Annotated in this window: 19 protein-coding genes; 15 read left to right on the top strand and 4 right to left on the bottom strand. The window is 68.8% G+C overall.

The features are described from left to right. Positions 1-141: 141 nt before the first annotated feature. Together ACF07V_RS30885 and ACF07V_RS30880 are read right to left on the bottom strand one after the other, a co-directional pair. Positions 142-1,758, bottom strand: coding sequence for a cation acetate symporter (locus ACF07V_RS30885; protein WP_392158982.1), 1,617 nt, complete (start codon positions 1,756-1,758; stop codon positions 142-144). Between the two features lie 4 nt (positions 1,759-1,762). Continuing rightward, positions 1,763-1,954 carry a hypothetical protein gene (locus ACF07V_RS30880; RefSeq protein WP_392158981.1) on the bottom strand — a complete coding sequence of 64 codons (192 nt, stop codon included), beginning with the start codon at positions 1,952-1,954 and terminating at the stop codon, positions 1,763-1,765. A 1,057-nt stretch (positions 1,955-3,011) separates the two neighbouring features. Between ACF07V_RS30880 and ACF07V_RS30875 the strand changes: the two genes are divergently transcribed. The 15 genes from ACF07V_RS30875 (at position 3,012) to ACF07V_RS30805 (ending at position 21,751) form a co-directional block, all read left to right on the top strand. After that, positions 3,012-4,250 carry a PucR family transcriptional regulator gene (locus tag ACF07V_RS30875; protein ID WP_392158980.1) on the top strand — a complete coding sequence of 413 codons (1,239 nt, stop codon included), beginning with the start codon at positions 3,012-3,014 and terminating at the stop codon, positions 4,248-4,250. A gap of 210 nt (positions 4,251-4,460) precedes the next feature. Beyond that, positions 4,461-6,035 carry a flavin-containing monooxygenase gene (locus ACF07V_RS30870; RefSeq protein ID WP_392158979.1) on the top strand — a complete coding sequence of 525 codons (1,575 nt, stop codon included), beginning with the start codon at positions 4,461-4,463 and terminating at the stop codon, positions 6,033-6,035. Continuing rightward, on the top strand, positions 6,032-7,099 hold the full coding sequence (locus ACF07V_RS30865; protein ID WP_392158978.1) for an alpha/beta hydrolase: 1,068 nt from the start codon (positions 6,032-6,034) through the stop codon (positions 7,097-7,099). Before ACF07V_RS30870 ends, ACF07V_RS30865 begins: the two co-directional genes overlap by 4 nt. Before the next feature lie 146 nt (positions 7,100-7,245). Beyond that, positions 7,246-8,400, top strand: coding sequence for an NAD(P)/FAD-dependent oxidoreductase (locus ACF07V_RS30860; RefSeq protein WP_392158977.1), 1,155 nt, complete (start codon positions 7,246-7,248; stop codon positions 8,398-8,400). Positions 8,401-8,611: 211 nt separating this feature from the next. Beyond that, positions 8,612-10,054 carry an APC family permease gene (locus ACF07V_RS30855; protein WP_392158976.1) on the top strand — a complete coding sequence of 481 codons (1,443 nt, stop codon included), beginning with the start codon at positions 8,612-8,614 and terminating at the stop codon, positions 10,052-10,054. Between the two features lie 12 nt (positions 10,055-10,066). Then, positions 10,067-11,557, top strand: coding sequence for an aminobutyraldehyde dehydrogenase (locus ACF07V_RS30850; RefSeq protein ID WP_392158975.1), 1,491 nt, complete (start codon positions 10,067-10,069; stop codon positions 11,555-11,557). A gap of 62 nt (positions 11,558-11,619) precedes the next feature. Further along, a complete protein-coding gene (locus tag ACF07V_RS30845) occupies positions 11,620-12,723 on the top strand; it encodes a Zn-dependent alcohol dehydrogenase (RefSeq protein WP_392158974.1) in 1,104 nt (367 codons plus the stop codon). A 121-nt stretch (positions 12,724-12,844) separates the two neighbouring features. After that, complete coding sequence (locus ACF07V_RS30840) at positions 12,845-14,854, top strand: FAD-dependent oxidoreductase (protein ID WP_392158973.1); 2,010 nt, start codon at positions 12,845-12,847, stop codon at positions 14,852-14,854. A gap of 71 nt (positions 14,855-14,925) precedes the next feature. Continuing rightward, positions 14,926-16,470 (top strand): class I adenylate-forming enzyme family protein, encoded by a 1,545-nt coding sequence (locus ACF07V_RS30835; RefSeq protein WP_392158972.1) that lies wholly within the window; start codon positions 14,926-14,928, stop codon positions 16,468-16,470. Then, entirely contained in the window at positions 16,467-17,354 is an 888-nt protein-coding gene (locus tag ACF07V_RS30830; protein ID WP_392158971.1) for an amidohydrolase family protein, read from the top strand. Before ACF07V_RS30835 ends, ACF07V_RS30830 begins: the two co-directional genes overlap by 4 nt. Continuing rightward, a complete protein-coding gene (locus ACF07V_RS30825) occupies positions 17,351-18,109 on the top strand; it encodes an enoyl-CoA hydratase/isomerase family protein (protein ID WP_392158970.1) in 759 nt (252 codons plus the stop codon). The genes ACF07V_RS30830 and ACF07V_RS30825 overlap by 4 nt, the downstream gene beginning before the upstream one ends. A 32-nt stretch (positions 18,110-18,141) precedes the next feature. Continuing rightward, the gene (locus ACF07V_RS30820) at positions 18,142-18,942 is read left to right on the top strand and encodes an SDR family NAD(P)-dependent oxidoreductase (RefSeq protein ID WP_392158969.1); all 801 of its coding nucleotides are present in this window, start codon (positions 18,142-18,144) and stop codon (positions 18,940-18,942) included. Between the two features lie 53 nt (positions 18,943-18,995). Then, a complete protein-coding gene (locus tag ACF07V_RS30815) occupies positions 18,996-19,358 on the top strand; it encodes a cupin domain-containing protein (protein ID WP_392158968.1) in 363 nt (120 codons plus the stop codon). A gap of 144 nt (positions 19,359-19,502) precedes the next feature. Further along, positions 19,503-20,720 carry an acyl-CoA dehydrogenase family protein gene (locus tag ACF07V_RS30810; RefSeq protein ID WP_392158967.1) on the top strand — a complete coding sequence of 406 codons (1,218 nt, stop codon included), beginning with the start codon at positions 19,503-19,505 and terminating at the stop codon, positions 20,718-20,720. Beyond that, a complete protein-coding gene (locus ACF07V_RS30805) occupies positions 20,717-21,751 on the top strand; it encodes a phosphotransferase family protein (protein ID WP_392158966.1) in 1,035 nt (344 codons plus the stop codon). Before ACF07V_RS30810 ends, ACF07V_RS30805 begins: the two co-directional genes overlap by 4 nt. Before the next feature lie 108 nt (positions 21,752-21,859). Here the strand turns inward: ACF07V_RS30805 and ACF07V_RS30800 are convergent, their stop codons facing one another. Together ACF07V_RS30800 and ACF07V_RS30795 are read right to left on the bottom strand one after the other, a co-directional pair. After that, positions 21,860-22,510, bottom strand: a complete 651-nt coding sequence (locus tag ACF07V_RS30800; RefSeq protein WP_392158965.1) for an HAD family hydrolase — start codon at positions 22,508-22,510, stop codon at positions 21,860-21,862. A 257-nt stretch (positions 22,511-22,767) separates the two neighbouring features. After that, entirely contained in the window at positions 22,768-25,161 is a 2,394-nt protein-coding gene (locus ACF07V_RS30795) for a SpoIIE family protein phosphatase (protein WP_392158964.1), read from the bottom strand. Positions 25,162-25,359: the final 198 nt, after the last annotated feature.

Raw genomic sequence — 25,359 nt, 5'->3', positions numbered from 1 at the left:
GGGAGGAGTCGCGGAGCATCTCTTCGCCCCTCGCATGACTGAAAAGCCGTCGTAGAGCCGAAGCGAGGCACCCTGCCGTCCCCTGGCTCGACGGGCGGCGACGCGACCTGGGGGCTCGGAGGACGCCGCAGCCGGCTCCGCTCAATCCGGACTTCTTCCCGTCAGGATCCTGTATTCGAAGCGCCCGAAGTCGCTGTCAGTATTCTCTGGCGATCTGATGCTGCCGTACCACCCGAGGAGGAATGAGACCGGTACGGAAATCACGGCCGGATTATTCAGAGGAAACCAATGGAAATCCACTCCCGGCAACAGTGCGTATTCGGTTCCGGAGACGACGGGGGAGAAGAAGGTGAGGACTGCGCAGAGCAGAAGTCCCCCGTATACGGACCACAGGAGCCCTCGGCGACGGAATCCGGACCAGAAGAAGGAGTAGATCAGTGCGGGGAAGACGCATGATGCGGCGACGCCCAGCGAGAAGACGACCAGGAATTCGATCGGGTATCGATGGGTCGCAGCGGCGAGCGACAGGCCTCCCATGCACAGAAGGGCCACAGCCAGACGCAGGGCCCGCACTTCCCCGATGTCGGTGTGCCGGCGCTTGCCTCGAGCGAACACGTCGTGCGCGATGGACACGGCGGCGGCGAAGGTCACGCTGGTCACGGTCGTGAGGGCGGCGAGGAAGGCGACGCAGGCCATGACGGTGATGAGCGTGACCTTCGCCGCCGAGCCGTCGGACAGCAGGCCCGCAGCGAGCAGCATCGGGGACGACTGTCCATTGGCGTCGACGGCCCCGATGCTCTTGCTTCCCACCACGGCCGCCGCCGCGAAACCCGTCGTGGTCAGGAGCAGGAAGAACGCGCCGTTCAGCCCCGCGGCGATACTCATGGATCGGCGTGCGCCTCGCCCGGTCAGGGCGGTACTGATACGCAGCATGAGGTGAGGCGCCACGGCCGTACCGAGGATCATCACGAGGTGGTCGCTGATCGTGCTGAGAGGGCCGAGGCTCCCTGGCTGAGTCCAGAGCCCCGGGCTCAGGTACGCGTCCGGCTCCCGGCTGTTGGCCACCGCGGCGTCGAGCAGACTCCCAGGGTCCCACCCGAATCTGTTCACCGCCAGCACCGTGACCACGGCCAGCGTCACCAGGGTGAGCGGTACTTTGACGACCTGCATGAAGCTGGTGCCTCTCAGATCTGCCACCGTGGCGAAGGCGGCGACGAGGCAGCCCATCACCACCGTGCAGAGGACCTGAGCCTCGTCGCTCGAAATGCCGATCAGGAGGGCCGTGACGATGCCGGCCGCCCTCAGTTGCACCATGAGAAGGGGAATGGCGATGACCAGTGTCACCACGGCCCCGGCGATGCGCAGCCCCGGACCTGAGACGCGCACGGAGAAGAGATCGCCAAGCGTGTACAGACCGCTGTTGCGGATCTTCTGGGCAAGGAGGAGCAGTACGCCCAGCGCCACGACGTAGTCGATGGCGACGGTGAATGCGTCGTAGCCGAAAAGGGCGATGCCTCCAGGCACTGCCAACAGGTTGATGACAGTCATCTGCTCGCCTGCCATGGCGATCCCGTTGAAGACCGATGAGAGCGACCGGTCCGCTGTGTAGAGCCTTTCCGGGTTGTCCTCCTGTGTGGCGAGCGTGAGAACCCACAGGAGGGAAACACCGATGAAGACCAGGAAGGCGATGATCACAGGGCCCTGGCTGTCCGAACCGATCGGTTCGGCCGGGCCGGAGCTGAGGATGTGCAGGTTCACCGCTTCACCGCCAGGGCTCGTTGACCGGAGGAGTGACGGGCCTCTCGACCCGAGGAAGGCATGAGGTCAGGGACTGCTCGAGGGGATCGCGCAGACGCGCGGACCGGTCCTCGTGCAGCCAGGCGGTGACGACGAGGAGGGTGCCTTGCAGGAAGCCCCACACCACGCCCAGCGTGAGCTTCCCGTACACAGGCACCGACGGCACGTCCGTGAACGACGACAGCACGGTGCCGACCGCGAGAGGAACCGCGTTCAGGACAAGGAATGTGCGGTCGCCGCTGTGAGCGGCCTCGCGGAGTTTGGAGAGGCGTTCTTGTTGCGGGGTATCGGCGGAGAGGTGGGGCGTCGGTGGTCGGCCGGACGGAGCAGGAGTGTAGGAGCGCACGGAAACCTCCGGACGGTGAGGTGGGTGGCTGGGGCGTGGAAGCGCGTGACCTGTCGCCGCGCAGACGTTCCGGAGGGGCGACGGATGACCGGGCTGACGACGAGAGACGGCGCGTCAAGGCCGCGCGCGCCGCCGAGGTACGGCAGGGGGCAGAGTGCTGTACTCACGGCAACGTCGCCGCGGATCGTCGTGAGCGGCGTCCTCACTTGGTGCGAGGGCGGCCGCTCGCATCCGCCGCCACCCGAGGCGTGGTGTGATGCGCCGGGTGCCGGGCGAGCGAATGCGGGTGAAAGGGTCGGGAACGGACCACGAGCCCCAACAGGGCCTTGCGGCAGCGTGCATCTCAAGCGCGGTTGCCGGCGCACGCCATGCAGTGGTCAGGAGGATCACGGATCCCCCTACGGCCTGTCAAACGACGGTGAGGCTCCGCGACATCCCGTTCACGGTTGATTCACAGGTGAGGCCACGGGGCACGTCCGGGGCTCTCGCCGGCATGAGGACCAGCTCGACCCTGGCGCCAGGAGACTGCCCACCGGCAGGTCGAACTGGGTGGTCTCGAAGGGGGTCCGCCCGCTCAAGCCCGGGGGTGGGGATGGGGGTGGGCGACGGGTACGCAGGATCCTACTCGCCGGTATCCCTCGTCGCTCTTCTGGAGCAGCAGGCCGACCTGCTCCTTCATCCGGGGCCTGAAACGGGGAGACAGCCGGCCAAGGAACGCATCGATGCCGGTTCCTATACCGAAAAATATCCGGAAGGATGCCGGCGTGCGCCCCTCGGGCAGCCCTGGCCGCCCCGACGTGGTCTGCGGCCGGCCGCCCCAGCTCGGCGCTTCACCCCACGTGGTCGCCGGGAGTACTCTGTGTATGCTATGGAAGAGTTGTGGCCAGCCCCATCCCCACGGGTATCCGAGCTGATCCGAGCGATCGCCGAGCAGATGCTGCCCCTGTCGGAGGACGTGCTGGACAGGTTGTGGGCTGCTTCGCAGCGGGGTACACGCCAGCGAGGATTCGTCGAAGATCCCGTGCTGGCGGAAGCGGACCGGCGCCTCAACAAGGCGAACATGACGCACTGGCTCGTGTCGAACCTGCACGAGCCGGGCCGTCGAGTGGAGCCGTCCAGGGACCCGGAGATGTACATCTACGCCCGCGACCTCGTGCTGCGCGGCATGGACATCGACGACCTCGAATCATGGAGGGCGGCGCAGCGGGTCGGATGGCAGTGGTGGATCGAGGCCTGCTTCGCCGCCACCACGGACCATGACGAGTTGCGCGAACTGGTGGAGGTGTCCGGCAACTCGATGACGACGTTCGTCGACGACTCGATCGCCGCCGTGGCGACATACACCGACGACGTTCGATCGGAGCTGGGGCGCGGCGCCCACACCCAGCGGTTCGCCACAGCGCAGCTCCTGCTGGAAGGCGCCCCCATCAGCCGCGTACGAGCGGAGGAGCAGCTCGGTTACGCCTTGACCGGACCTCACGTCGCGGCCATCGTGTGGGCCGATTCCGAAGAGCTTGCCCCCCACCTGGAGGAAGCGGCTGAGCACGTCATGCGGGCGTGCGGTGCCACGCGTCGTCTGACGCTGGTGGTCAGTACCTCCTCCCAGTGGTTGTGGATGCCGGTCAGGGTCGTTCCGCCGGTAGCGGGGATCCAGAAGGTCCTCGCCAAGACCCCAGGCGTCAGGGTGGCGTTCGGACGGCCGGCGACGGACGTCGAGGGGTTCCGCTCCAGTCATCTGGACGCCGTCGCGGCGCAGCGGCTCCTCGCGCGACTGCGGTCCCCGCATGTCGTCGTGCGCTACGAGGACGCCTACCTCGTCGATCTGCTGACTGCCGATCTCGCCAAGGCGGAGCAGTTCGTCGCGAACACGCTGGGGGAGCTCGCGACAGCCGACCCGGTCATCCAGCGCACCGTCCGCATGTACGTGAGTGAGCGGTTCAACATCTCGAGCACCGCGGACCGGATGTTCGCGCACCGGAACACGGTCGACCGTCGGCTGGCCCGAGCAAAGGCCATGCTGCCGCGACCTCTCGATCAGGACCCGACCGGGGTCGACGCAGCCCTGATGCTCTTGGAGCTCCAGCAGAACCAGCAGCCGAGCGACTGACCCGGGGGTTCTGCCCCATCCTCGGAGGCCCCGCCCGCACCTGCCGGCGGGGCCGATGCGTGATCGGCATCGCTCAGAATTCGTCCCCCGTTCGACGCTCAGACACCGGCAGTGTGCAACGTGCACCACGCTCCACCGGAACTCGCGCGTTCTGTGTGTATAGCGCCACACCAAACCTAGGCACCATGAGGTCCAGCCGCTGAACCACAGATGCAAGGGAGTGGTGGCATGGATACCTCTACCGTTTCGGCAGAGTGTTTTGACGTCGTCGTCATCGGGGCGGGTATTTCGGGAATCGGAGCCGCCTGCTACCTGACGAAGGAGTTCCCGAGCAAGAAGATCGCGGTGCTCGAGGGACGCGACAACATCGGAGGCACGTGGGACCTCTTCCGGTATCCCGGCATCCGGTCCGATTCCGATCTGCACACCTACGGATACGAGTTCAAGCCGTGGCGCCACGAATCCGCCATTGCCGACGGGCACCTGATTCGTGACTACCTGCGGGAAACCGTCGAGGAGTACGGCCTGGAGAGGCTCATCCGGCTCCGGAACGAGGTCGTGTCGGCGGACTGGTCGAGCGATGAGGCCCTGTGGACCTTGACGGTGCGGGTCAGCGGCGACGAGGCGGTCAACGAGCTGACGATGAAGGCCCGTTGGGTGTACGGCGCCACCGGCTACTACCGCTACGACGAGGGCTTCACGCCCAAGTTCGAGGGTCGCGACGCGTTCGCCGGCGACATCCTTCATCCCCAGCACTGGCCGGAGAACTACGACTACTCCGGCAAGAAGGTGGTCGTCATCGGTAGTGGTGCCACGGCGATCACCCTCCTGCCGGCCATGACGGCGGGCCCCGGAGCGGCACGCCACGTCACGATGCTCCAGCGCACGCCGAGTTACATCATGGCGTTGCCGCGGGTCGACACACTGTCGCTGCAGCTGACGAAACTGTTCGGCCCCGAGCGCGGATACGCGCTGACGAGGCGCAAGAACGTCTGGCGCGACCAGGGCTTCGTGAAGCTGGTGCAGACGTTTCCGCGATTCGGTCGGGCCATGATCCGCTACTACACCAAGAAGGCCCTCCCGGCCGACTTCGACGTCGACACCCACTTCAATCCGCCGTACGACCCGTGGGACCAGCGACTGTGCGCCACCCCGGACGGCGATTTCTTCCAGGCGATCAGCGACGGGAAGGCATCCGTTGTCACGGACCGGATCGTGCGCTTCACGAAGGACGGCATCCTGCTGGCCTCGGGACGCGAGCTGAAGGCCGATGTCATCGTGACGGCGACCGGTCTGAACATGCGGTTCTTTGGCGGAGTCCAGCAGAGCGTGGACGGAAAGCCGATCGTACTCTCCGACACCGTGACGTACCGGGGGATGCTGCTCTCCGGTGTGCCCAACTGGGTCGTGGCACTCGGATACACCAAGTCGTCGTCGTGGACTCTGAAGGTGGGCCTCACGAGCCGCTACATCTGCGACCTGATCAAGTACATGGACGCCCACGGACACGAGATCGCCGTCCCGGTGCCCGACGCGGGCATGCCCACGCGGCCGCTGCTCGATCTCACCGCCGGCTATGTCGCGAGGTCCATGGACACGCTCCCGCGCCAGGGCACCGGGCTGCCCTGGCGGATGCTGACCTCGTACAGCCAGGATGCCAAGCTCCTCAAGGGCGCCCTGTTCGACAGGCATCTGCAATTCAGCGCCAGGACCTCGGCGCCGGTGCGATCCGAGTACGGGAACCTGCAGACCACCGCCTCTCAGCAGCAGGGAGGGACACGATGACCTCGACCCCTGCCAAGCTCACCCTGGCGGAGCGGATCCAGCGGATGATGGGCATCCTCACCTGTCGCCTTCCCCAGCCGGTCCTCCGCAGGTTGGCGGACGTGCCCGTCAATGCCGACGGCGAGGAGATGGCGCCCGAGATCGCCCTCCTGATGCAGATGGCCGAAAAGGCGGACGACTACAGCGATCTCGACCCGGTGCGCGCTCGTGAAGTGATCGCAGCGGAGTGCCGGATGTTCGCCGACCGGATGCCGTCCTTCGCGATCCAGGAAGAACTCGGGCTGCCCGGCGGACTGCAGGCCACCCGATACCGGGCGGGATCCGCGTCGCGGGGTCTCCTCCTGTTCTTCCACGGCGGCGGGTTCGTCGTACACAGTCGAGCCGACTACGACGCTCCGGCGAAGCTGCTGGCTCTCAAGGCCGGCGTCGACGTGCTCTCCGTCGAGTACCGGCTCGCTCCGGAGCATCCGTTCCCGGCCGCGCACGATGACGCGTTGACCGCATGGGACTACGCCGTCGATCGCGCGGAGCAGTGGGGTCTCGATCCGCACCGCATCGTCGTCGCCGGGGACAGCGCCGGTGCCAACCTTGCCGCAGTGCTGTGCCAGCAGCTGCGCGGCCGTGATGTCCAGCCCTGTCTGCAGGTCCTGATGTACCCGGTCGTGGACCTGTCTACCGAGCGGCCCTCGCACCACGAGTTCGCCGGTTCCCCGGCTCTGTCGGCCAAGCAGATCAAGTGGTTCAGCAGCAACTACCTGCCGGCCGGTACCGATGTGAGGGATCCGCGGGTCTCCCCGCTGCTCGGGAACCTGGACGGCCTGCCGCCCGCAGTGGTGTCGGTCGCCGGATTCGATCCGCTGCGGGACGAGGCGCTCGATTACGCTGCCGGGCTCCTCGAGAACGGCGTACCGACCCGCATCTTCCGCGAAGGCGGGCTCGTGCACGGCTTCATCCAGCTCACGGCCCTCAGCCGGACCAGCCGTGCGGCCACCGAGCGAGTCGCGGCGGCCATCGCCCAGGCGGTGTCCCCGAAGGGACTGGCCCCGGCGCCGGGCCGTCTCTGAGCACTGCGTCCCGACGCGACGGGCGTCGGTTCGAGCGTGGGCCGCCTACGTGAATTCTGTATCAGCGAGAGCCCTCGGAGGGCGAACGGCAAGGAACGTACGTTGATTTACCGTCATGCACTTACGGCAGTTCGCGAGGGCGCGTAATGCCGGTCTCCCAGAAAGTCGTCATCGTCGGTGCAGGGGTCCTGGGCCTGAGCACCGCATGGCACCTCGTGGAACTCGCTCCCTCGCCGCTCGAGATCACGGTGCTGGACATGGCCCACCCGGGCGAGGGTACGTCGGGTCTCTCCGTCGGAATGGTGGAGACGCAGTTCTCGACCGCCGACGCAATCGAGGTCAGGGCGTACGGCCGCCGGTTCTTCGATGCCTTCAGCGAGGAGACAGGTCTTACCTTCACCCGCTCGGGATATCTCCGCCTCGCGCGGACCGAACGTGACATGGCCGGCTTCCATGCGTCGCGCGCGCTCCAGCAGGAGTTCGGGATCGTCGACGCCGAGATCCTGGACCGGGACCGGATCGCCTCCTCGTGGCCGGACCTGATGACGGGCGATGACCTTGTCGGTGGCCTCATCGGCCGCTCCGACGGATACATCGACGCATACGAGTTCTGCGCGAGGATGACCGAGCGGCTACGAGCCGCAGGCGTGCGCGTCCTCTCCACGTCGCCTCTTGTCGCAGCCGACCGGGCCGCCTCGGGCGAATGGATCCTGGTGACGACCACCCATCGACTGGTCGCGAACTGGGTCGTGAACGCGGCGGGGCCGTGGGCACCGGACATCGCCGCTCTCCTCGACGCCCCGGTAGCGGTGTCGAACCAGCTGTACGGCGTCGTCGTGGCGAACTTGAAGGAATGGCCCATCCGTTCGCTGCCCTTCGTCATGGACTACATCCCGGGATCGGGCGTGCCGGGGGTGTACTTCCGCCAGGAGGGCGCCGCCCAACTCATCGCCGGTCTGCACAGCGAGGACGGCAACCTCAGGGAAGCGACGCCCAGTCTGCGCCCCAAGCCGCTCGACGAGGACGACATGATGCTGGTCGTCGAACTCCTCTCGCAGCGTGTGAAGGGCGCCGACGAAGCGACCGTCGGCAGAACCTGGTCCGGCGTCTGCGCGATGACCCGCGACGGACTGCCCGTGGTCGGTCGCCATCCGGCGCGCGAGAACGTCATCAACGCGGTCGGCGCGGGAGCCTCCGGGATCCAGCTGGCGCCGGCCATCGGACGACAGGCGGCGCAGGCGCTGCTCGGGCTTCCGTCGAGCCTGTCGGCAGACCACGAGTGGAACGCGAAGTCAGGCTGACCGCGACCGGCACCCCGGCCTTCACGGCCATGCCCGACCGATACACAAGCCGAATCCCGGTGCCGATGGCGACCTACCGCACCGACCGCCGTACGGCCGAACCGGCCACCGAACATGCTGAGGAGACCCTCTGGTGACCCCTTCCACGTCATCGCCCGGTACGTCTGAACGTGCCGTTGAATCAGGGCAGTTCACCCGCTCCATGGGCGTCGTGGAGACACTGTCCCTGGGCTTCACCTACCTGTCGCCGCTGGGCGCTGTGGCCGCCCTGATGCCGCTGGGGTTGACCACGGCCGGACCGCCGTCGATCTGGTGGCTGCCCATCGTCGCCGCCGGCCAGCTGCTCGTGGCCCTCGTGTTCGGAGAGATCGTCTCCCAGTATCCGATCACCGGAGGCATCTATCCCTGGGCCCGTCGCCTGTGGGGACCGCGCTACGCCTGGTTCGCCGCGTGGATCTACCTGTGCGCGCTGATCGTCACGATCACAGCGTTGGTCCACTACGCCGTCCCGTTCGTCGGCAGCCTCTTCGGCTTCGCGCCCACCCCCGTCCAGACCTTCCTGATAGCCGTCGGTCTGCTGCTCCTTGCGATGGTGTTCAACCTCAGCGGCACCCGGACACTCGGTACCGTCGTCCGCATCGGCTTCTACGCGGAGATCGTGGGTGTGGTCTTCTGCGGCCTCTACCTGCTGATCTTCGAACGCCGCAATTCGTTCGGCGTCTTCTTCGACGCGATGGGCGCCGGCGGCGACGCACCGTACTACGAGACGTTCCTCCTGGCCGCGCTCACCGGGCTGTTCCTCTTCTACGGGTTCGAAGCCTGCGGGGACGTCGCGGAAGAGGTGAAGAACCCGGGTCGTGCCATTCCGAAGGCGATGATCCTGACCGTCGTGACCGGGCTGTTCTCGGCGGGTCTGGCGTTCATCGGCTTCATCCTGGCGGCCCCGAACCTGCCGGCCATCGTCAACGGCGAGGTCGCGGATCCCGTCTCGGCGGTCCTGCAGGACACCGTCGGACCGGTGGGCACCAAGATCTTCCTGGTGGTGGCGCTGACCGCATTCATCTCGTGCGCGCTGTCGCTGGAGGCCGCACTGAGCCGGCTGGTCTTCGCCTTCGCCCGGGACGGCATGCTGCCCGGCAGCAGGAAGCTGTCGACGCTGACCGAGCAAGGCTCCCCACGCGCCGCCATGGTGGTGTCGTGCGCGGCCCCGACCGTCCTCTGCGTCTGGGTGCTCGCGCAACCCGACAGCCTCCCCCGGGTCACCGCCTTCGCGGTGTGCGGCATCTACCTGTGCTTCCAGATGGTCGTCCTCGCCGCCCTGCGGATGCGGCTCAAGGGCTGGCGGCCCGGCGGCCCGTGGAGCCTCGGACGTGCCGGTCTGGCCGTCAACATCGCCGCGCTGCTCTTCGGTGTCTCCGCGATGCTCGTCCTGATTCGGCCCGGTGACGCCTCGCTGGCCTTCGTCGACCGCTGGAGCGTTCTGATCGGCCTCGGCGTGGTCCTGGTCAGCGGTGCGCTCTACATGGCCGTGGCGCGCCCCTGGCGAGGCTCGACCGCCCCCTCCGGCGACGCACTCGAAGTCGCCGCAGGCGGCGATGCCGCTCGGAGCTCCGTACCGACCGCCCCTACCGAAACCGCATCTGTCGACAGCTAGGAGTCGGACACCATGATCACCAAGGACACTCTGACCGAAGCCGCGGGCCGCATCGCGCGGGTGCCGAGGGCACACTTCATCGACGGCGCGTTCACCGCGGCCGGCGGCGATGCCGGCACCATCGCACTGATCAACCCGGCCAATGAGGCGTCACTGGGCACCATCCCCAGCGGCACTCCCGCGCACGTCGACGCGGCGGTGGCCGCGGCGCGACGGGCCCTGCCCGGCTGGGCCGGCCGTACGCCCGCGGACCGCGCGGAGGTGCTCCACGCGCTGGCCGACGTGGTCGACGCCAACGTCGATCTGCTCGCCGCGATCGAAGCGATCAACGGCGGCAAGCCACTGGCCGCCGCGAGCGACGAGATCCCGGTCGTCTCGGACTCACTGCGCTTCATGGCCGGCGCGGCCCGCACGGCGCAGGCCCCGGCGGCCGGGCAGTACGCCGAGGGACACCTCTCGTACGTCCGGCGTGAACCGGTCGGCGTCGTCGGCGCCATCACCCCGTGGAACTACCCGCTGATGATGGCCGCCTGGAAGATCGCCCCCGTCCTGGCGGCAGGCAACACGATGGTGCTGAAGCCTTCCCAGCTGACGCCTCTGACCACCCTCGTCCTGATGGAGCTGGCCGCCGACATCCTCCCTGCCGGCGTGCTCAACGTCGTCCTGGGCACCGGGTCGATCGTCGGCGATGCCATGAGCCACCACCCCGGCATCGACATGATGGCGCTCACCGGAAGCGTTCGCTCCGGCCAGAGCGTCGCGGAAGCCGCGGCCGCCACGGTCAAGCGCGTCCACCTGGAGCTGGGCGGCAAGGCCCCGGTCGTCATATTCGACGACGCCGACCTCGACTCCGCGGTGGAGACCCTGGCGGTGGCGGGCTACGTCAACGCCGGCCAGGAGTGCGGCGCGGCCACCCGGGTCATCTGTCACGAGGACGTCCACGACGAGTTCGTCGCGAAGCTGGTCCGCGCGGCGGAGGCCCTGACGATCGGTGACCCCGCCGAAGGGGAGTCCATCGAGCTCGGGCCGGTGATCAGCGCCGCGCAGCGCGACCGCATCGCCGCCATGGTCGACCGGGCCCGGCGCGACGGTGCCAAGGTCCTCACCGGTGGCCAGGTCCCGGACCGCGCCGGGTACTACTACTCGCCGACCGTCATCACCGATGTCGCCGCGGGCTCCGAGATGGCCCGGGAAGAGGTGTTCGGCCCGGTCGTCTCCGTGGAGAGGTTCACCACCGAGTCGGAGGCGATCGCCAAGGCCAACGACGTCGTGTACGGGCTCGCCGCTTCCGTGTGGACCGCCGACCCGGGGCGCATGCTGCGCGTCGTCGAGCAGCTCGACTTCGGCACCGTCTGGGCGAATTCCCACCTCGCGGTGGCCACCGAGATGCCCTGGGTGGGCTTCGGCCACTCCGGCTACGGCCGGGACAACGGCACCTACGCGCTCGACGACTACACCCGCACCAAGCACGTGATGTTGGCCATGGGCGCTGCCCGCGACTGACCCGGTCCCGGCCGCTCACCGCCCGGCCACCTCTCACCCTGTTTCTCACGAAAGGACGTGCCATGAAGGTCACCGCCGCAGTGTTCGAATCCGTCGGGAAGCCGATGACGGTCGAGGAACTCGACCTCGAGGACCCGAAGGAGGGCGAGGTCCTCGTCAAGCTGGCCGCCAGCGGCCTCTGTCACAGCGACTACCACGTGGTCAAGGGCGAGTGGTCGTCCGAGGGCCCGGTGGTGCTCGGCCACGAAGGCGCCGGGGTCGTCGAGAAGGTGGGTCCGGGTGTGACCAATGTGGCCGTCGGTGACCACGTCGTGCTGTCGTGGGTGCCGTACTGCGGTGTCTGCACGTACTGCAACTCCGGTCGGCCGGCGCTGTGTCCGAAGGTCGTGGAGACCGCGTACCAGAACGTCATGTTCGACGGCACCTCGCGTCTGTCCCGGGACGGCCAGGCTGTGCCCAGCTATCTCGCCACAGGCGCGTTCGCCGACCACGTGGTCGTCCGGGAGTCCAGTGCCATCCCCGTTCGCAAGGACGCGCCGCTGGACAAGGCGGCGCTGGTCGGCTGCGCCGTGGCCACCGGTGTCGGCGCCGTCATCAACACCGCGGGTGTCCAGCCGGGCGACACGGTGCTCGTCATCGGCTGCGGCGGCGTCGGCCTCTCGGTCATCATGGGCGCCACCCTGGTCTCGGCCGGTCAGATCATCGCCGTGGACGTCAACGAGGGTTCGCTGGAGCGCGCCCGGTCGCTGGGCGCCACGGCAGTGATCAACCCCCGGCAGACCGACCTCGCCGAGGCTGTCCGCGAACTCGTCGGTGAGGCCGGCGTCGACTGGGCCTTCGAGGCGATCGGCCTGAAGCCGACCATCGAGACCGCCTACGAGCTCATCCGGCCGGGCGGCACCGCCGTGGTGGTGGGGCAGGCGGCCGAGGGCGTGACGATCGAGATCGACCCCATGGTCATGTCGGACCGCGAGAAGTCGCTGATCGGCAGCAACTACGGAAGCTGCCACCCCGCAGTGGACTTCCCGCGCCTGGTGGACCTGTACATGCAGGGCAAGCTCGACCTGGACCGGCTGGTCGGCCGCACCGTGTCGATCCACGACATCAACGAGTCCTTCGCCGCGATGGGCAAGGGCGACGGCGGCCGGACCGTCATCACCTACTGACGCGCCGGACTTCAGCGCTTCCGAGGGTTCCGTGGCCGGCGAGGTGCGGCGACGTGTGAGAACGCACCGACCCGCACCGTCGCCCGGCCCGGTGACAGGTCCCCTCAACCATGGAGATCAAGTGAGCATCCGTAAAACCACTGTCGGGGGCAGCCTCGCCGCGCTCCTGGAGCCCCTGGCGCTCGGCGATCGAACGCTGCGCAACCGGGTCGTCGTCACCGCGCACGCGACGCACAACATCGACTCCGAGGGCCTGCCCAACGCCGACGACGTCGCCTACCTCGCAGAGCGTGCTCGGGGTGGGGCCGCCATGGTCACGATGGGGCTGGCCGCGGTGCACCCGAGCTCGCCCACGCCCTACGGGATCTACCGCAACTTCGACGACCGGATCGTGCCGCGCTACGAGCAGCTGAGCACCGCCGTCCACGACTACGGCGGGCTCATCCTGACTCAACTCGGGCACATGGGAGCCCGCACGGACGGTGAGACCGGGCCGGCGTGGGCACCCTCGCAGGTCTCCCACCACTCGTGGGGAAGCGTGCCGTACTCCATGAGCCGCTCGGACGTGCGGACGATCGTCGACGCCTTCGCCGAGGCCGCAGAGAGGTCCGTTCGCGGCGGCATGGACGGCGTCGAGATCTCGGCCGGCCACGGCCTGCTGATCAACCAGTTCCTCTCCCCGTTGACGAATCAGCGGGAGGACGAGTACGGCGGTGACGACGAGCGGAGGTTCCGGTTCTGCCGGCAGGTCCTCGAAACGGTGCGCGAGGCGATCGGGGACGCGATCCTCGTGGTCCGGGTCAACGGGGCCGACGAGGTGCCCGGTTCGCTCGGCCAGGAAGCCTGGCTGGAGATCGACCAGCGCATCGCCGAGACGGGACTGGTCGACGCGATCAACGTCTCGGCGAACTTCGACGGCTCCGTCGTTCCCACCATGGCCGCCCCGCGCGGCTGCTACCTGCACTACGCGCGGAAGGTGCGGGAGCGGGTGGACGTGCCGGTGTGCGCGGTCGGCCGGATCACCGATCCGTCGATGGCGGCTCAGGCCATCGAGGACGGCGACGCGGACTTCGTCGGGATGACGCGTGCGCACATCGCCGATCCCCACCTGGTCAACAAGGTGAGGGCAGGACGGACCGACGAGATCCGTCCGTGCATCGGATGCATCCAGATGTGTCTGGGAGAGCTGGAGCGACACCGCAACGTGAAGTGCGTCTACAACCCGGTGACGGGGCGGGAGCGCCTGGTGCGCGACCTGGAGACCACTCCGGCGCCGACGAGCCGCCACGTGGTCGTCGTCGGCGGTGGCCCGGCCGGTCTCGAGACCGCACGCGTCAGCGCCTTGCGGGGGCATCGGGTGACCCTGTTCGACGAGCGTCCGGAGCTGGGCGGGGTCGTACGTGTCGCCGCCAAGACGGACGGACGTGACGGACTGGTCGACGCGGTGGACTGGCTGGGCAACGAGGTGCGCCGGCTCGGCGTCGACGTGCGGTTGCGCAGGACCGCCGAGGCCTCGGACGTCGTCGCCCTGGAACCGGACGTCGTGGTCCTGGCCACGGGTGCGTCCGAGACGTTGCCGCAGTGGGCACCACGGGACGACCGGCGACTCCTCGCCGCGGCGGACGTGGTCGCGGGCCGGCCGAAGCTCTCCGGCAGGGTCGTGGTCGTCGACGAGTCCGATCGCACCTCGGGGATGTCGGCTGCGCTCGCGGCCGCGGCCCGTGGGTGCGACGTCCAGTTGCTGACCACACGCCCCGGGCCCGGGGAGCTGGTCGAACCAGAGGTCCGCCACGACTTCCTGACGAGGCTGACAGCCGCCGGCGTCGTGATCCGTTGCTCGACGCAGGTCCGCGCGTACGACGTCGCGGAGGGTGTTCTCCACTGTGGAGTCGGAGGACTCGCCACGATGACGTACCGCGACGTGGACGCGCAGGGCCGGCCGGTCGAGCGGGCTCGCCAGGACCTCACGATCGCCGCGGACCACGTCGTGCACACCTGGACCGAACCACGCGTCGAACTCTTCGAGGACCTGCCCGCGTCGCTCGACGTCCGTGCGGTCGGCGACGTTCTCCACCCGCATCGCATCGAGGGAGCTGTGCATGCGGCATTCGATCTCGCAGTCGAGCTCTAGCCCCCGCCGTTCACGCGAGGCAGAGCGCGATCCATCCGGTCATCGCCGGTACAGGTAAGTGAGGCCCCCTTTTGGAAAGCGCAATACACAGGACGATCCACGCAGTCCTCGACCACGCCGTGGCGGCCTGGCCGGACGCGCCGGCACTCGTCTTCGAAGGCTCGACCCTCACCTTCTCGGAACTCGGGAACGCCGCGCTCGGCCGCCTGGGTGTGCTGCAGGAGCAGGGACTCCCCGCAGGCGAACCGGTCCTGGTGATGCTCGGCAACTCCGAGCAGTCGGTCATCACCTGGCTCGCGCTCGCACTGGGCGGCTTCGTGGAAGTCCCCGTGAACACGGCCTACATCGGCGAGACGCTCGCACACATCGTGCGCGACTCCGGCGCCCGTACGGTCATCACCGAGTCGCAGTACACGGACCGGCTCGCCGCGGCCGGCAGCGAGGTGCTGGCAGCGATCCTGGTGGTCGATGCGCATGACGTCGAGACGGGCGCCACGGGACGCCCGCTGCCGGCCACCGCCGGCCGCCTTGAAGCGGTCCGCCGGGACGAACTGGCCGATACGGCGGTGATGTACACGTCCGGGACCACGGGGCTGTCCAAGGGCGCGGTCATCGCCGAACGTCACGCCTACGAGTACGCCTCCGCGGTGGCCGACCTGCTCGATCTCGCTCCCGGGGACGTCTATTACGCTCCCCTGCCGCTCTTCCACATCGCCGGCCGGTGGGGGGTCGTCTACAGCGCCCTGCAACGGGGCGCGTGCACCGTCCTGGTCAGGCGCTTCAGCATCAGCTCCTTCTGGAGCGACGTCCGGGCGCACGGTGTCACCGCGACGTTCCTGCTCGGTGCCATGGCCCAGTTCGTGCTCAACCAGCCGGTGCGGCCCGGCGACGCGGAGAACCCGCTCGACCGTGTTCTGATGGTGCCGCTGATCGAAGGTGTCGACGAGTTCCGCTCGCGCTTCGACGTCCGCGTCACCACCTGCTTCGGGTCGACCGAGGCGAACGTCCCCATCGCTTCGTCCTGGGACGCGAGTCTGCGGACCGGCCTCGGGAGGCTGCGCCCCGGATACCGGATCCGGCTCGTCGACGACCAGGGGCACGACGTCCGGCCGGGCGCGCCCGGAGAAATGCTCCTCGCCACCGACGAGGACGGCCTGGTCCTGCGTCGCTACCACGACAACGAGGAAGCCACCCGGGCCGCTCTGCGGGACGGCTGGCTGCACACCGGCGACGTCCTCAGGCAGGACGCCCGGGGAAACCTCCATTTCGTCGACAGGACCAAGGACGCGCTGCGCAAGCGCGGCGAGAACATCTCGTCCTTCGAGGTGGAGCGCGAAATTCGTTCCCACCCCGCGGTTTTGGAGTGTGCCGTGGTCGGTGTCGCCTCCGATTTCTCCGAGCAGGAGGTCGTGGCATTCGTCCAGACCGCTCCCGGACACCGGGTCACGGCGGACGAGATCAGAGCGCACGTGGCCGAGCGCGCGCCGAAGTTCCTGGTGCCCGACCACGTGCGCTTTGTCACCGAGTTCCCCCTCACGCCCACCGGAAAGATCCAGAAGTTCGAACTGCGCAAGCAGATCGGTGCCGAAACCAGGCAAGGAGCCGATCAGCAATGACCGCACGCTATGTCGACTTCCGAATCCGCCCCGCGGACGACGCGACGAGCGTCGACCTCGAGGGCACGGACAGCGAGGGCTACACCCGTGTCTACGGAAACGAGTTCACGGGCGGTCGGTCCCTGCCCCACCTGATCCACGAAATGGAGAAGCACGACGTCATCGGCGTCATGCAGGCGGAGTGGGAAGAAGGCGACCCCGTCGCCGTCAACGAACAGGTCCACCGCGCCGTCACCACGCACCCCGATCGTCTGGTGGCCGGCATCGCCACCACCGACCCCCGGCTTCCCGACGCGCTCGCGATCCTGAAGCACGCCCATGACGATCTGGGTCTCCGCGGCTGGAACTTCCAGCCCGGCTTCCTCAAGGTGGCCGCGAACGATCCCGCCGCGGCACCACTGTTGAAGTACTGCCAGGAGAACGGGCATCCCGTCACGGTGCACAGCGGCATCAACTTCAGTGAGACCGGACCGATCTCGTTCGGGCATCCGGCGGCGCTGTGCGAGATCGCGTGCGCCTACCCGGGACTGGTGATCGTCGCGAACCACGGGGGCTGGCCGTGGGTCACGGAGACGCTGGCCGTGCTGTGGAAACACCGCAACGTCTACGCCGACTTCGGGGCCGTGGCCCCGAAGCGGATGGTCGGACCGAAGGGCGGCTGGGAGCCGGTCGCCCACTGGATGAACACCATGATCGCCGACCAGGTCCTCCTGGCCAGCGACTGGCCCATGATCCGGCACGAGCGCCTGATCGCCGAACTCGACCACCTCCAGCTGGGCGAAGAGTCGTACGACAAGTACACGCGCACGAACGCCGCCCGCCTCATCGACTCGATCTGGGGCACCCGCCTCGTCGATCACCTCAAGACAGGAGCCACCACATGACCGCACGTGACCTGATAGCGGAGAGCGCCGAGGGAGTGCTGACCCTCACGCTGAACCGGCCGGAGCGGCTCAACGCGCTCAGCGACGACATGCTCGACGGGCTCGTCGAGCAGCTTCGGACGGTCGAGCAGGACACCGTCGCCGTCATCATCCGCGGTGCCGGACGTGCCTTCTGCAGCGGACACGACCTCAAGCACGCCGCCGCTCAGGGACCCCTCAACACCGTCAGCGCCCGAGCCGTGGCCCAGCGGATGCAGCGCGTGGCACACGCGATGCGTGAGTGCAGGGTGCCGATCATCACGCAGGTGCACGGCTACGCGATCGGCGGAGGGGCGGAGATCGCGCTCAGCGGGGACATCGTGATCGTCGCCGAGGAGTGTGTCTTCCAGTTCACCGAGGCATCGGTCGGGCGAGTCGTCACCAACGGTTTCACCAACCTGCTGCCCAGGACGGTCGGTCCGGTACGTGCCAAGTCCCTCCTGCTGATGGGACGGCCCCTCAGCGGAGCAGAGGCCGCGTCGTGGGGACTGGTGACGGAGGCGGTTCCCGAAGCCGGCCTGGAGATCGCTGTGAACGGTGCCATCCAGGTGCTCGGCGAACAGTCCGCCTGGGCGGTCGGCGCCGCCAAGAACCTGGTCAACCGCGGCCTCCAGGCGAGCTTCGAGGCCACGATCGATCTGGAGATCGGGGCCGCGATCGAAGCGGAGCTGGGCGCCGATGCCGAATCCGGCGCGCAGTCCTTCGCACGCACCTGACCACCAATCCCCCACGAGAAGGAGCGAGACCCATGCCAGTCAGCAACGCCCTGCAGCCCGACGAGATCGGCACCGGAATGTTCGACCTCACGGGTCGGCGGATCCTTGTGACCGGAGCGTCCAAGGGCCTCGGACAACAACTGGCCGTCGGATTCGCCTCGTTCGGCGCCACGGTCGCGTGCGTCGCGCGGAGCGAGGACGGACTGAAGAAGACGAAGGCTCTCGTCGAAGCCGCCGGCGGCAACGCCTTCGTCTATCCCACGGATCTGTCCGACCCCACGTCCATCACCGCGACCGTCGGTTCGGTCGCGGAGGACCTCGGCGGGATCGACGTCCTCGTCAACAACGCCGCCGACGACCACGACTCCCCGATCGAGGACACGTCCCGCGAGACCTGGCAGCGGATCACCGACCTCAACAGCCGGTCGGTGTTCCTGCTCTGCCAGGCCGCGGGGCCGCACCTCCAGAACTCCGGCGGCCACGGAAAGGTGATCAACATCGCCTCGATCCTCGGCAGCGTCGGCATCCGCGACAACACGGCGTACATCATGTCCAAGCACGCCCTCGTCGGCCTGACGAAGGCCCTCGCCCTGGAGTGGGGGCGCAAGGGTGTCCAGGTGAACGCCCTGTGCCCCGGGTTCGTGGTCACGGACATGACCGCCGGCGCCTACAACGACGAGGCGTCCAGCCGCTGGATCGTCCAGCGGACGCCGATGGGGCGCTGGGGACAGACCACCGACTTCGTGGGTGCGGCCGTGTTCCTCGCGTCCCGGGCCTCCGACTTCATGACCGGCCAGTCGATGGTCGTCGACGGCGGCTGGATCGCGCAGTGAGCAACCGAATCACACAGCGGTGAGCAACCGGATCGCACAGCAAGGAGAATGAGATGAGTGAAGAACTGAAGCCCCAGCTCGCGCCGCGCGTCGAGAAGTACGTCGTCGAGAACGGTCCGATGACCGTCGAGATGCGTACGGAGCGCAAGGGTCTGTCCCAGCTCGGCGGCGGGTTCGCCCGCTTCGACAAGGGTGGGGCGACTGCGCCCTGGAAGCTGCCGTACGAGGAGATCCTCTGTGTTGTCACCGGGACCCTCAGGCTCACCTTCGGCGACGAGGTGGTCGAAGCGCGCCCCGGCGACGTGGTGACCATTCCGAGGGGGGCCGAGGTCATCTACGAGGGTGAGGCCGGGACGTCCGCGTTCTACGCGCTCACGCCGGCCGACTGGTACCGCGAGTTCCCGAACGGCCTCTGATCGGCCATCAGGATGTGCTGATCCGGTGAGGCCGAAGGCTATCGGCCGCCCGGGGCGGCACGGCGAACGTCGGGCCGTGCCGCCCCAGGACCGTCTCCCGGCACCCCTTGCACGACACAACACTCGTAAGCCACTGAGGTATTCATGACTGTCGATTTTTCGCCCGACCCCGGCGTCGCAGACCTCGCTCAGCGCACGGCACGCTTCATTCGCGAGACCGTGCTGCCCCTGGAGAAACAACACAAGGGCGTCGTCCACACCGAGCCGATACGGCTGGAACTCCAGCGCGCGGCGAAGGAGGCCGGGGTCTTCGCGCCCCACGTCGCCGCCGAACTCGGCGGTCACGGACTGGACATGCGTGGCAGAGCGGCGGTGTTCGAAGAAGCGGGCTACTCGCTGCTCGGCCCGCTGGCGCTGAACATCGCCGCCCCCGACGAGGGCAATATGCACCTGCTGGAGGCCGTCGCGACCGCCGAGCAGCGCCAGCGGTATCTGCGGCCGCTCGCCGCCGGGGAAATCCGGTCGTGCTTCGCGATGACCGAGCCGGCCCCCGGCGCCGGATCCGACCCGAACGCGCTGACGACGCGCGCCGAACGCGTCCCCGGCGGCTGGCGCATCGACGGCCGCAAGTGGTTCATCACCGGTGCCGACGGCGCAGGTTTCGCGATCGTCATGGCGCGGACCTCCGGCGCACCGGGCGACCGCGGCGGCGCGACGATGTTCCTCGTCGACTCCGACAACCCGGGGATGAAGACCGTCCGGCACATCGAGACCCTCGACGAGAGCCTCTTCGGCGGTCACATCGAGCTGCTCTTCGACGACTGCTTCGTGTCCAAGGACGCCGTCCTGGGAGCGGTGGACGAGGGCTTCCGGTATGCCCAGGTCCGGCTGGGCCCGGCCCGGATGACGCACTGCATGCGCTGGCTGGGGATCGCCCGCCACGCGCAGGACATCGCGGTGGCCCGTGCCGCGGAGCGGGAACTCTTCGGTTCGCGGCTGGCCGATCTCGGCATGGTCCAGCAGATGATCGCCGACAACGAGATCGACATCGCCGCCACACGCGGTCTGATCCTGCGGGCGTGCTGGGAACTCGACCAGGGCGGCTCGGCCGCGCAGTCGACCTCCATCGCCAAGACGTTCAGTGCCGAGGCCATATGGCGTGTGGTCGACCGATCGCTGCAGATCTGCGGTTCCCTCGGGGTGTCCGAGGACGCGCTGCTCGGACGCTTCCTGCGGGAAGTGCGGCCGTTCCGTATCTACGACGGTCCCTCCGAGACACACCGCTGGGCCATCGCCCGCCGGGTCGTACGTCGCTACGAGACCGGGGCCGGCAGTCAGGGCGGGAGGGGCGATGCGGCATGAGCGCCGCAGCGCGGAGCACCGTGGACGGCCTCGACATGGCGGCGCTCAACTGCTTCTTCCATGACCATGTCCCCGGCTTTCGCGGCAACCTCACGGCCTCCTTGATCCTGGGAGGTCGCTCCAACCTCACCTACCGGCTCACGGACGGCCACGCCATCTGGGTCCTGCGCCGCCCGCCCCTGGGCGGCCTCACCCCCTCCGCGCACGACATGGGGCGCGAGTTCCGGGTGATCTCCGCGCTCGCCGGCAGCGGCGTTCCGGTTCCCCGTGCGGTCGCCTGCGGCGACGCGGCCCTCATGGGGGTGCCGTTCTCCCTGGTCGAGTACGTGGGGGGCACGGTCATCCGCACCCCCGAGCAGCTTCACGCACTGACGGACCGGCAGATCACCGCCTGCGCCCACGCCCTGGTCGACGTCCTCGCCGGCCTGCACGCCGTCGACCCCCGCGCCGTCGGGCTCACGGGGTTCGGCCGTCCCGAGGGCTACCTGTCCCGGCAGATCCAGCGCTGGTACGACCAGTGGACCCGGGTCCGCACCCGCGACCTGCCCGACATCGACACCTTGCACGCACGGCTCGCCGCTGCCTGCCCACCCGAGGCCGGGGCGTCGATCGTGCACGGCGACTTCCGCATCGACAACGCCATCCTCGCCCCGCACGACCCGTCGGAGGTGCGGGCCCTGGTGGACTGGGAGATGGCGACACTCGGGGATCCTCTCGCCGACCTCGGTCTGCACCTGGTGTACACCGATCCGGCCTTCGCCCCCGTGCTGGCCGGTGCCGCGGCCTCGACGAGCGAGCGTCTGCCCACCAAGGCCGAACTCGCGGGCCGCTACGCGGAGGCGAGCGGGCGCGACCTGGACCGCCTGGACTTCTACCTGGCACTGGGATACTTCAAGATCGCGGTCATCGCGGAGGGCATTCACGCCCGCCACCTCCAGGGTCTGACCCGCGGCGACGGCTTCGACGCCGTCGGCGAGGCGCCCGGCCCCCTCGCCGCCGCCGGGCTCCGCGCACTCGCGTACGGTGCGTGAGCGGGACCGCGATGTCCGGGTGGGCATCGCGGGTGACCTCGCCGCCACCGCCGCGCCGATAAGGACGATCGTCAGTGGCTGAGCCCGAGGGCGGCGCCGGCGTGCGGCTCAGGCCGGCCGGCGGGACAGGCCCGGGATCAGACCGGCGAGCGTGGCGCGGGTGGTCTCCGCGTCGGTGTGCAGAAGGGCCTGCATGCCGACGGCGCGTGCGCCGAGCACGTTCGGCTCCGCGTCGTCGACGAAGAGCACTCGGTCGGCCGGCATGCCGAGCCGGTCCAGAGTGAGCCGGTAGATGGGGGCCAGCGGCTTGCGCAGGCCGACCTCGCCGGAGATCACCACGGGATCGCAGACGGGGTCGATCAGTTCACGCGGGTAGATGTCGCCCCAGCTGTTGGACAGCAGGGCCACGCGGATGCCGAGGCCGCGCAGCTCCCCGGCCAGCTCGAACATCGCTTGGTCGGGGTGCATCCCGGCGAACAGCCGGGCCAGCAGGCCTACCGGGTCGACCGCGCGGCCGTCCACCGTGTCCAGCTCGGCGGCGATCAGGGTGTCGAACTCCGCGACGGTCAGATCGCCAGTTTCCAGCCGGTGGATGGGGGTGCCGTCCTGCGCGCGCCGGGACAGCCAGGCCTTGAGCGTGCGTGAGAACGAATCCGGATCGATGCCGTCGGCTTCTATCCATGCCGCGATCGAGTCGCGTACGGGATTGGTGAGGACACCGCCGTAGTCGAAGACCACCGCGTCCACGCGCGCCGTCACCGCCGTGCCCCCTGCGCGGTCTGGCCCATCGTGATGGCGACGACCTCAGGCATGGACGCTCCTCCCGACTGACTAAGCGCTTGCTTTCACGTGTCGGCAGTATAGGGCTCCCCTCATCGAAGGTGAACCTGCGATCAGCCGGGCCGGTGAGGAGCTTCGCCCCGGCCACGGGGGCGGACGCGGGCCCAGGCCGAGCAGCGTGCGGACGAACCGGCACCGCGGCGTACGCGTCCACGGGTAGTGAGGGCAGCACCCCCTCACTCCATCGAAAACAACTCCAGTGGCACTTCCTGACCCGGTCCGGTCTCGGCCCAGATCGTCTTGCCCCGGCGGCCGTACCGCGTGCCCCACATGCGGGTCAGCTGAGCCACGAGGAACAGCCCCCGGCCTCCTTCGTCCTCGTTGCCGGCGCGGCGCAGATGCGGAGAGGTGTGACCCCCGTCCGAGACTTCGCAGATCAGCGTTCGGTCGACGTCACGGAGCAGGCGCAGACGGACAGGGGGGCTGCCGTAGCGGATCGCGTTGGTGACGAGTTCGCTGACGACCAGTTCCGCGACGAACGCGGCATCGTCCAGCCCCCACTCCTCCAGCTTCTCCCGGACGTGTGCGCGGGCTGCGGCCACTTCGGCCGGGTCCGAGGTGACATGCCAGGACGCCATGCTGGTTTCGGGGAGGGCGTGCAGGCGCACCAACAGCAGTGCGGCATCGTCCTCTGCGGATCCCTGGGAACGCAGGGAGACGACCTCGTCGCACATTCCCTGCAAGGAGCCTGTCGAAGCCTCCAGGACCCGGCACAGGTCCGCCGTTCCCTCGTCCGCGTCCCGACCGCGCGCTTCGACCATTCCGTCGGTGAACAGGGCGAGCAGCGTTCCCTCGGCGAACTCGAACTCGACGCTCTCAAAAGGCAGGCCACCGATGCCCAGCGGGGGGCCCGTGGGCACCTCGAGCGGTTCAGCCCGCCGGGCCCCTGGCCCCCGCCCGGTGGCAACCGGGGGGAGATGGCCCGCACTGGCCATGACGCACGTGCGGGACGTGGGGTCGTACACGGCGTACAGGCAGGTCGCCCCCAGCGCTCGGTCATCCCGCTCGTCGCCGGGCGTCCGGTGGATTCCGATCCGCGCCTGTCCCACCAGGTCGTCCAGCCGGGTGAGGAGTTCGTCCGGCGGCAGGTCCAGGGCTGCCAGCGCCCTCACGCTCGTACGCAACCGCCCCATGGTGGCAGCGGCGTCCACTCCGCGCCCCACCACGTCGCCGACCACCAGTCCGACCCGGGCGCCGGACAGCGGAATCACGTCGTACCAGTCGCCCCCGACGCCCAGAGGGCCGGTGGCGGGGACGTAGCGGTGCGCGAACGCCATTCCGCTCGGCTGCGGAAGCGCTTGCGGGAGGAGTTCGTGCTGCAGTTTCAGCGCGGTGGCGCGCTCGCGGATGTAGCGGCGCGCGTTGTCCACACACACCGCGGTGCGCGACGCCAGTTCTTCGGCAAGGGCGCGGTCCGCCTCGTCGAAGGGCGCGCGGGGCGGCTGCCGAAGGAGCGTGACCTTGCCGAGCAGGGTGTCGCCGAGGAGCAGAGGCGTAGCCAGCAGGTGGTCCGCGCTCGTCGATCGACTGCCGATGACACCCAGTACCTGATGACCTTGTGCGAGGGGCGGATCGCTCATGGTGCGGTCCGCCATGAGGCGCAGGCCCCCCGGTGCCCCCGAAGCCGCGAGCGGGGCCTCCTCGCCGGCCAGGACCGACTCCGCGACCTCGACTCGTACAGAGTCGGCCAGGTCCGGGACCACGAGCTCCGCGAGCTCCTCCGCCGTCTGCCGGACGTCGAGCGTCGTGCCGATTCCGCTGGCCCGGCCGAGCAGTGCCAGGCGGGCCTGTGCCTCGTAGCGTTCGGTGATCTCGACGGCCGTCTCGCAGACACCCAGAGGGTGACCCGCGTCGTCCTGCAGGCGGAAGTACGAGCACGAGAAGACCCGATACTGCGCCGAGCCCTCGGGGACTTGTCCCCGCCAATGGATGTCCAGTACCGGCTCTCCGCTGCGCAACACCTCCTCCAGCACGTCCTCCATCTCGTGGTATCCCGGAGGGGACAGGACCGCTCCGTGCGGGAACAGCGCGCTGATGGGCTGTCCCACCCACTCGCCGGCGTGCCAGCCCATTCCTTCCCGCACCACATCGTTGACCCACCTCAGGCGGGCATCCGTCCCGTAGACAGTCAGCGCCACCGGGAACTGTGTGAAGAGCCCCGACAGCATCGACTGGTCCGTCATCCACTCCCGATAACGGTCGCCGGCCACCGCCATCACGACCCAGGCGGGCCCTTCCCGGTCCCGCTCCACCGGGAAGACACGCAGGACCGTCTCCACCGACGATCCGTCGGGGCGCCGAACGGTACGGTTCTCGATCCAGCCTCCCGCGGCCGCCCCTGGTGCTGCCGCGGCCGTGAAGGGCTGCAGCGCCTCCCCCTGGGACCGGACGTCCCGGAGTACCTCGTTCACCGGGCGGCCGAGCACGTCCGGGGCGTCCGCACCGTACAGACTGCGGGCTGCGGGATTCCAGCCGGTCAACCGCCCGTGCGCGTCCACCACGACCACGGCTGCGGTGGTCGTGTCGAAGGGGTTCCGACGACCTGCCTCGTGTGATGCCTGGATCGCCACCCTGCACCTCTGCCCAGTACTCGGATGTCCGAAATTCAGGCTACGCCCGGACGCCGAGGCACGCTGGGGGACGGAGATACGCGGCACCCGACCGCACCGCGGGACGTCGGCACAGTCTGTCGACACCTGCGCAGGAGGAAGGAATCGGCCAGGTCGGCCGCCAGGTACGGCTGGACGAGACGGGTGCCCAGGGCACGC

The sequence above is a fragment of the Streptomyces sp. NPDC015661 genome, from assembly GCF_043077765.1.
Classification (GTDB): domain Bacteria; phylum Actinomycetota; class Actinomycetes; order Streptomycetales; family Streptomycetaceae; genus Streptomyces.
This window is presented reverse-complemented; position numbering and strand designations above follow the sequence as displayed.

Coding starts and splice junctions, on each gene's coding strand:
- ACF07V_RS30875 (WP_392158980.1), top strand. CDS start 3,012: ATGGAAGAGTTGTGGCCAGCCCCATCCCCACGGGTATCCGAGCTGATC.
- ACF07V_RS30870 (WP_392158979.1), top strand. CDS start 4,461: ATGCAAGGGAGTGGTGGCATGGATACCTCTACCGTTTCGGCAGAGTGT.
- ACF07V_RS30865 (WP_392158978.1), top strand. CDS start 6,032: ATGACCTCGACCCCTGCCAAGCTCACCCTGGCGGAGCGGATCCAGCGG.
- ACF07V_RS30860 (WP_392158977.1), top strand. CDS start 7,246: ATGCCGGTCTCCCAGAAAGTCGTCATCGTCGGTGCAGGGGTCCTGGGC.
- ACF07V_RS30850 (WP_392158975.1), top strand. CDS start 10,067: ATGATCACCAAGGACACTCTGACCGAAGCCGCGGGCCGCATCGCGCGG.
- ACF07V_RS30845 (WP_392158974.1), top strand. CDS start 11,620: ATGAAGGTCACCGCCGCAGTGTTCGAATCCGTCGGGAAGCCGATGACG.
- ACF07V_RS30830 (WP_392158971.1), top strand. CDS start 16,467: ATGACCGCACGCTATGTCGACTTCCGAATCCGCCCCGCGGACGACGCG.
- ACF07V_RS30825 (WP_392158970.1), top strand. CDS start 17,351: ATGACCGCACGTGACCTGATAGCGGAGAGCGCCGAGGGAGTGCTGACC.
- ACF07V_RS30820 (WP_392158969.1), top strand. CDS start 18,142: ATGCCAGTCAGCAACGCCCTGCAGCCCGACGAGATCGGCACCGGAATG.
- ACF07V_RS30815 (WP_392158968.1), top strand. CDS start 18,996: ATGAGTGAAGAACTGAAGCCCCAGCTCGCGCCGCGCGTCGAGAAGTAC.
- ACF07V_RS30810 (WP_392158967.1), top strand. CDS start 19,503: ATGACTGTCGATTTTTCGCCCGACCCCGGCGTCGCAGACCTCGCTCAG.
- ACF07V_RS30805 (WP_392158966.1), top strand. CDS start 20,717: ATGAGCGCCGCAGCGCGGAGCACCGTGGACGGCCTCGACATGGCGGCG.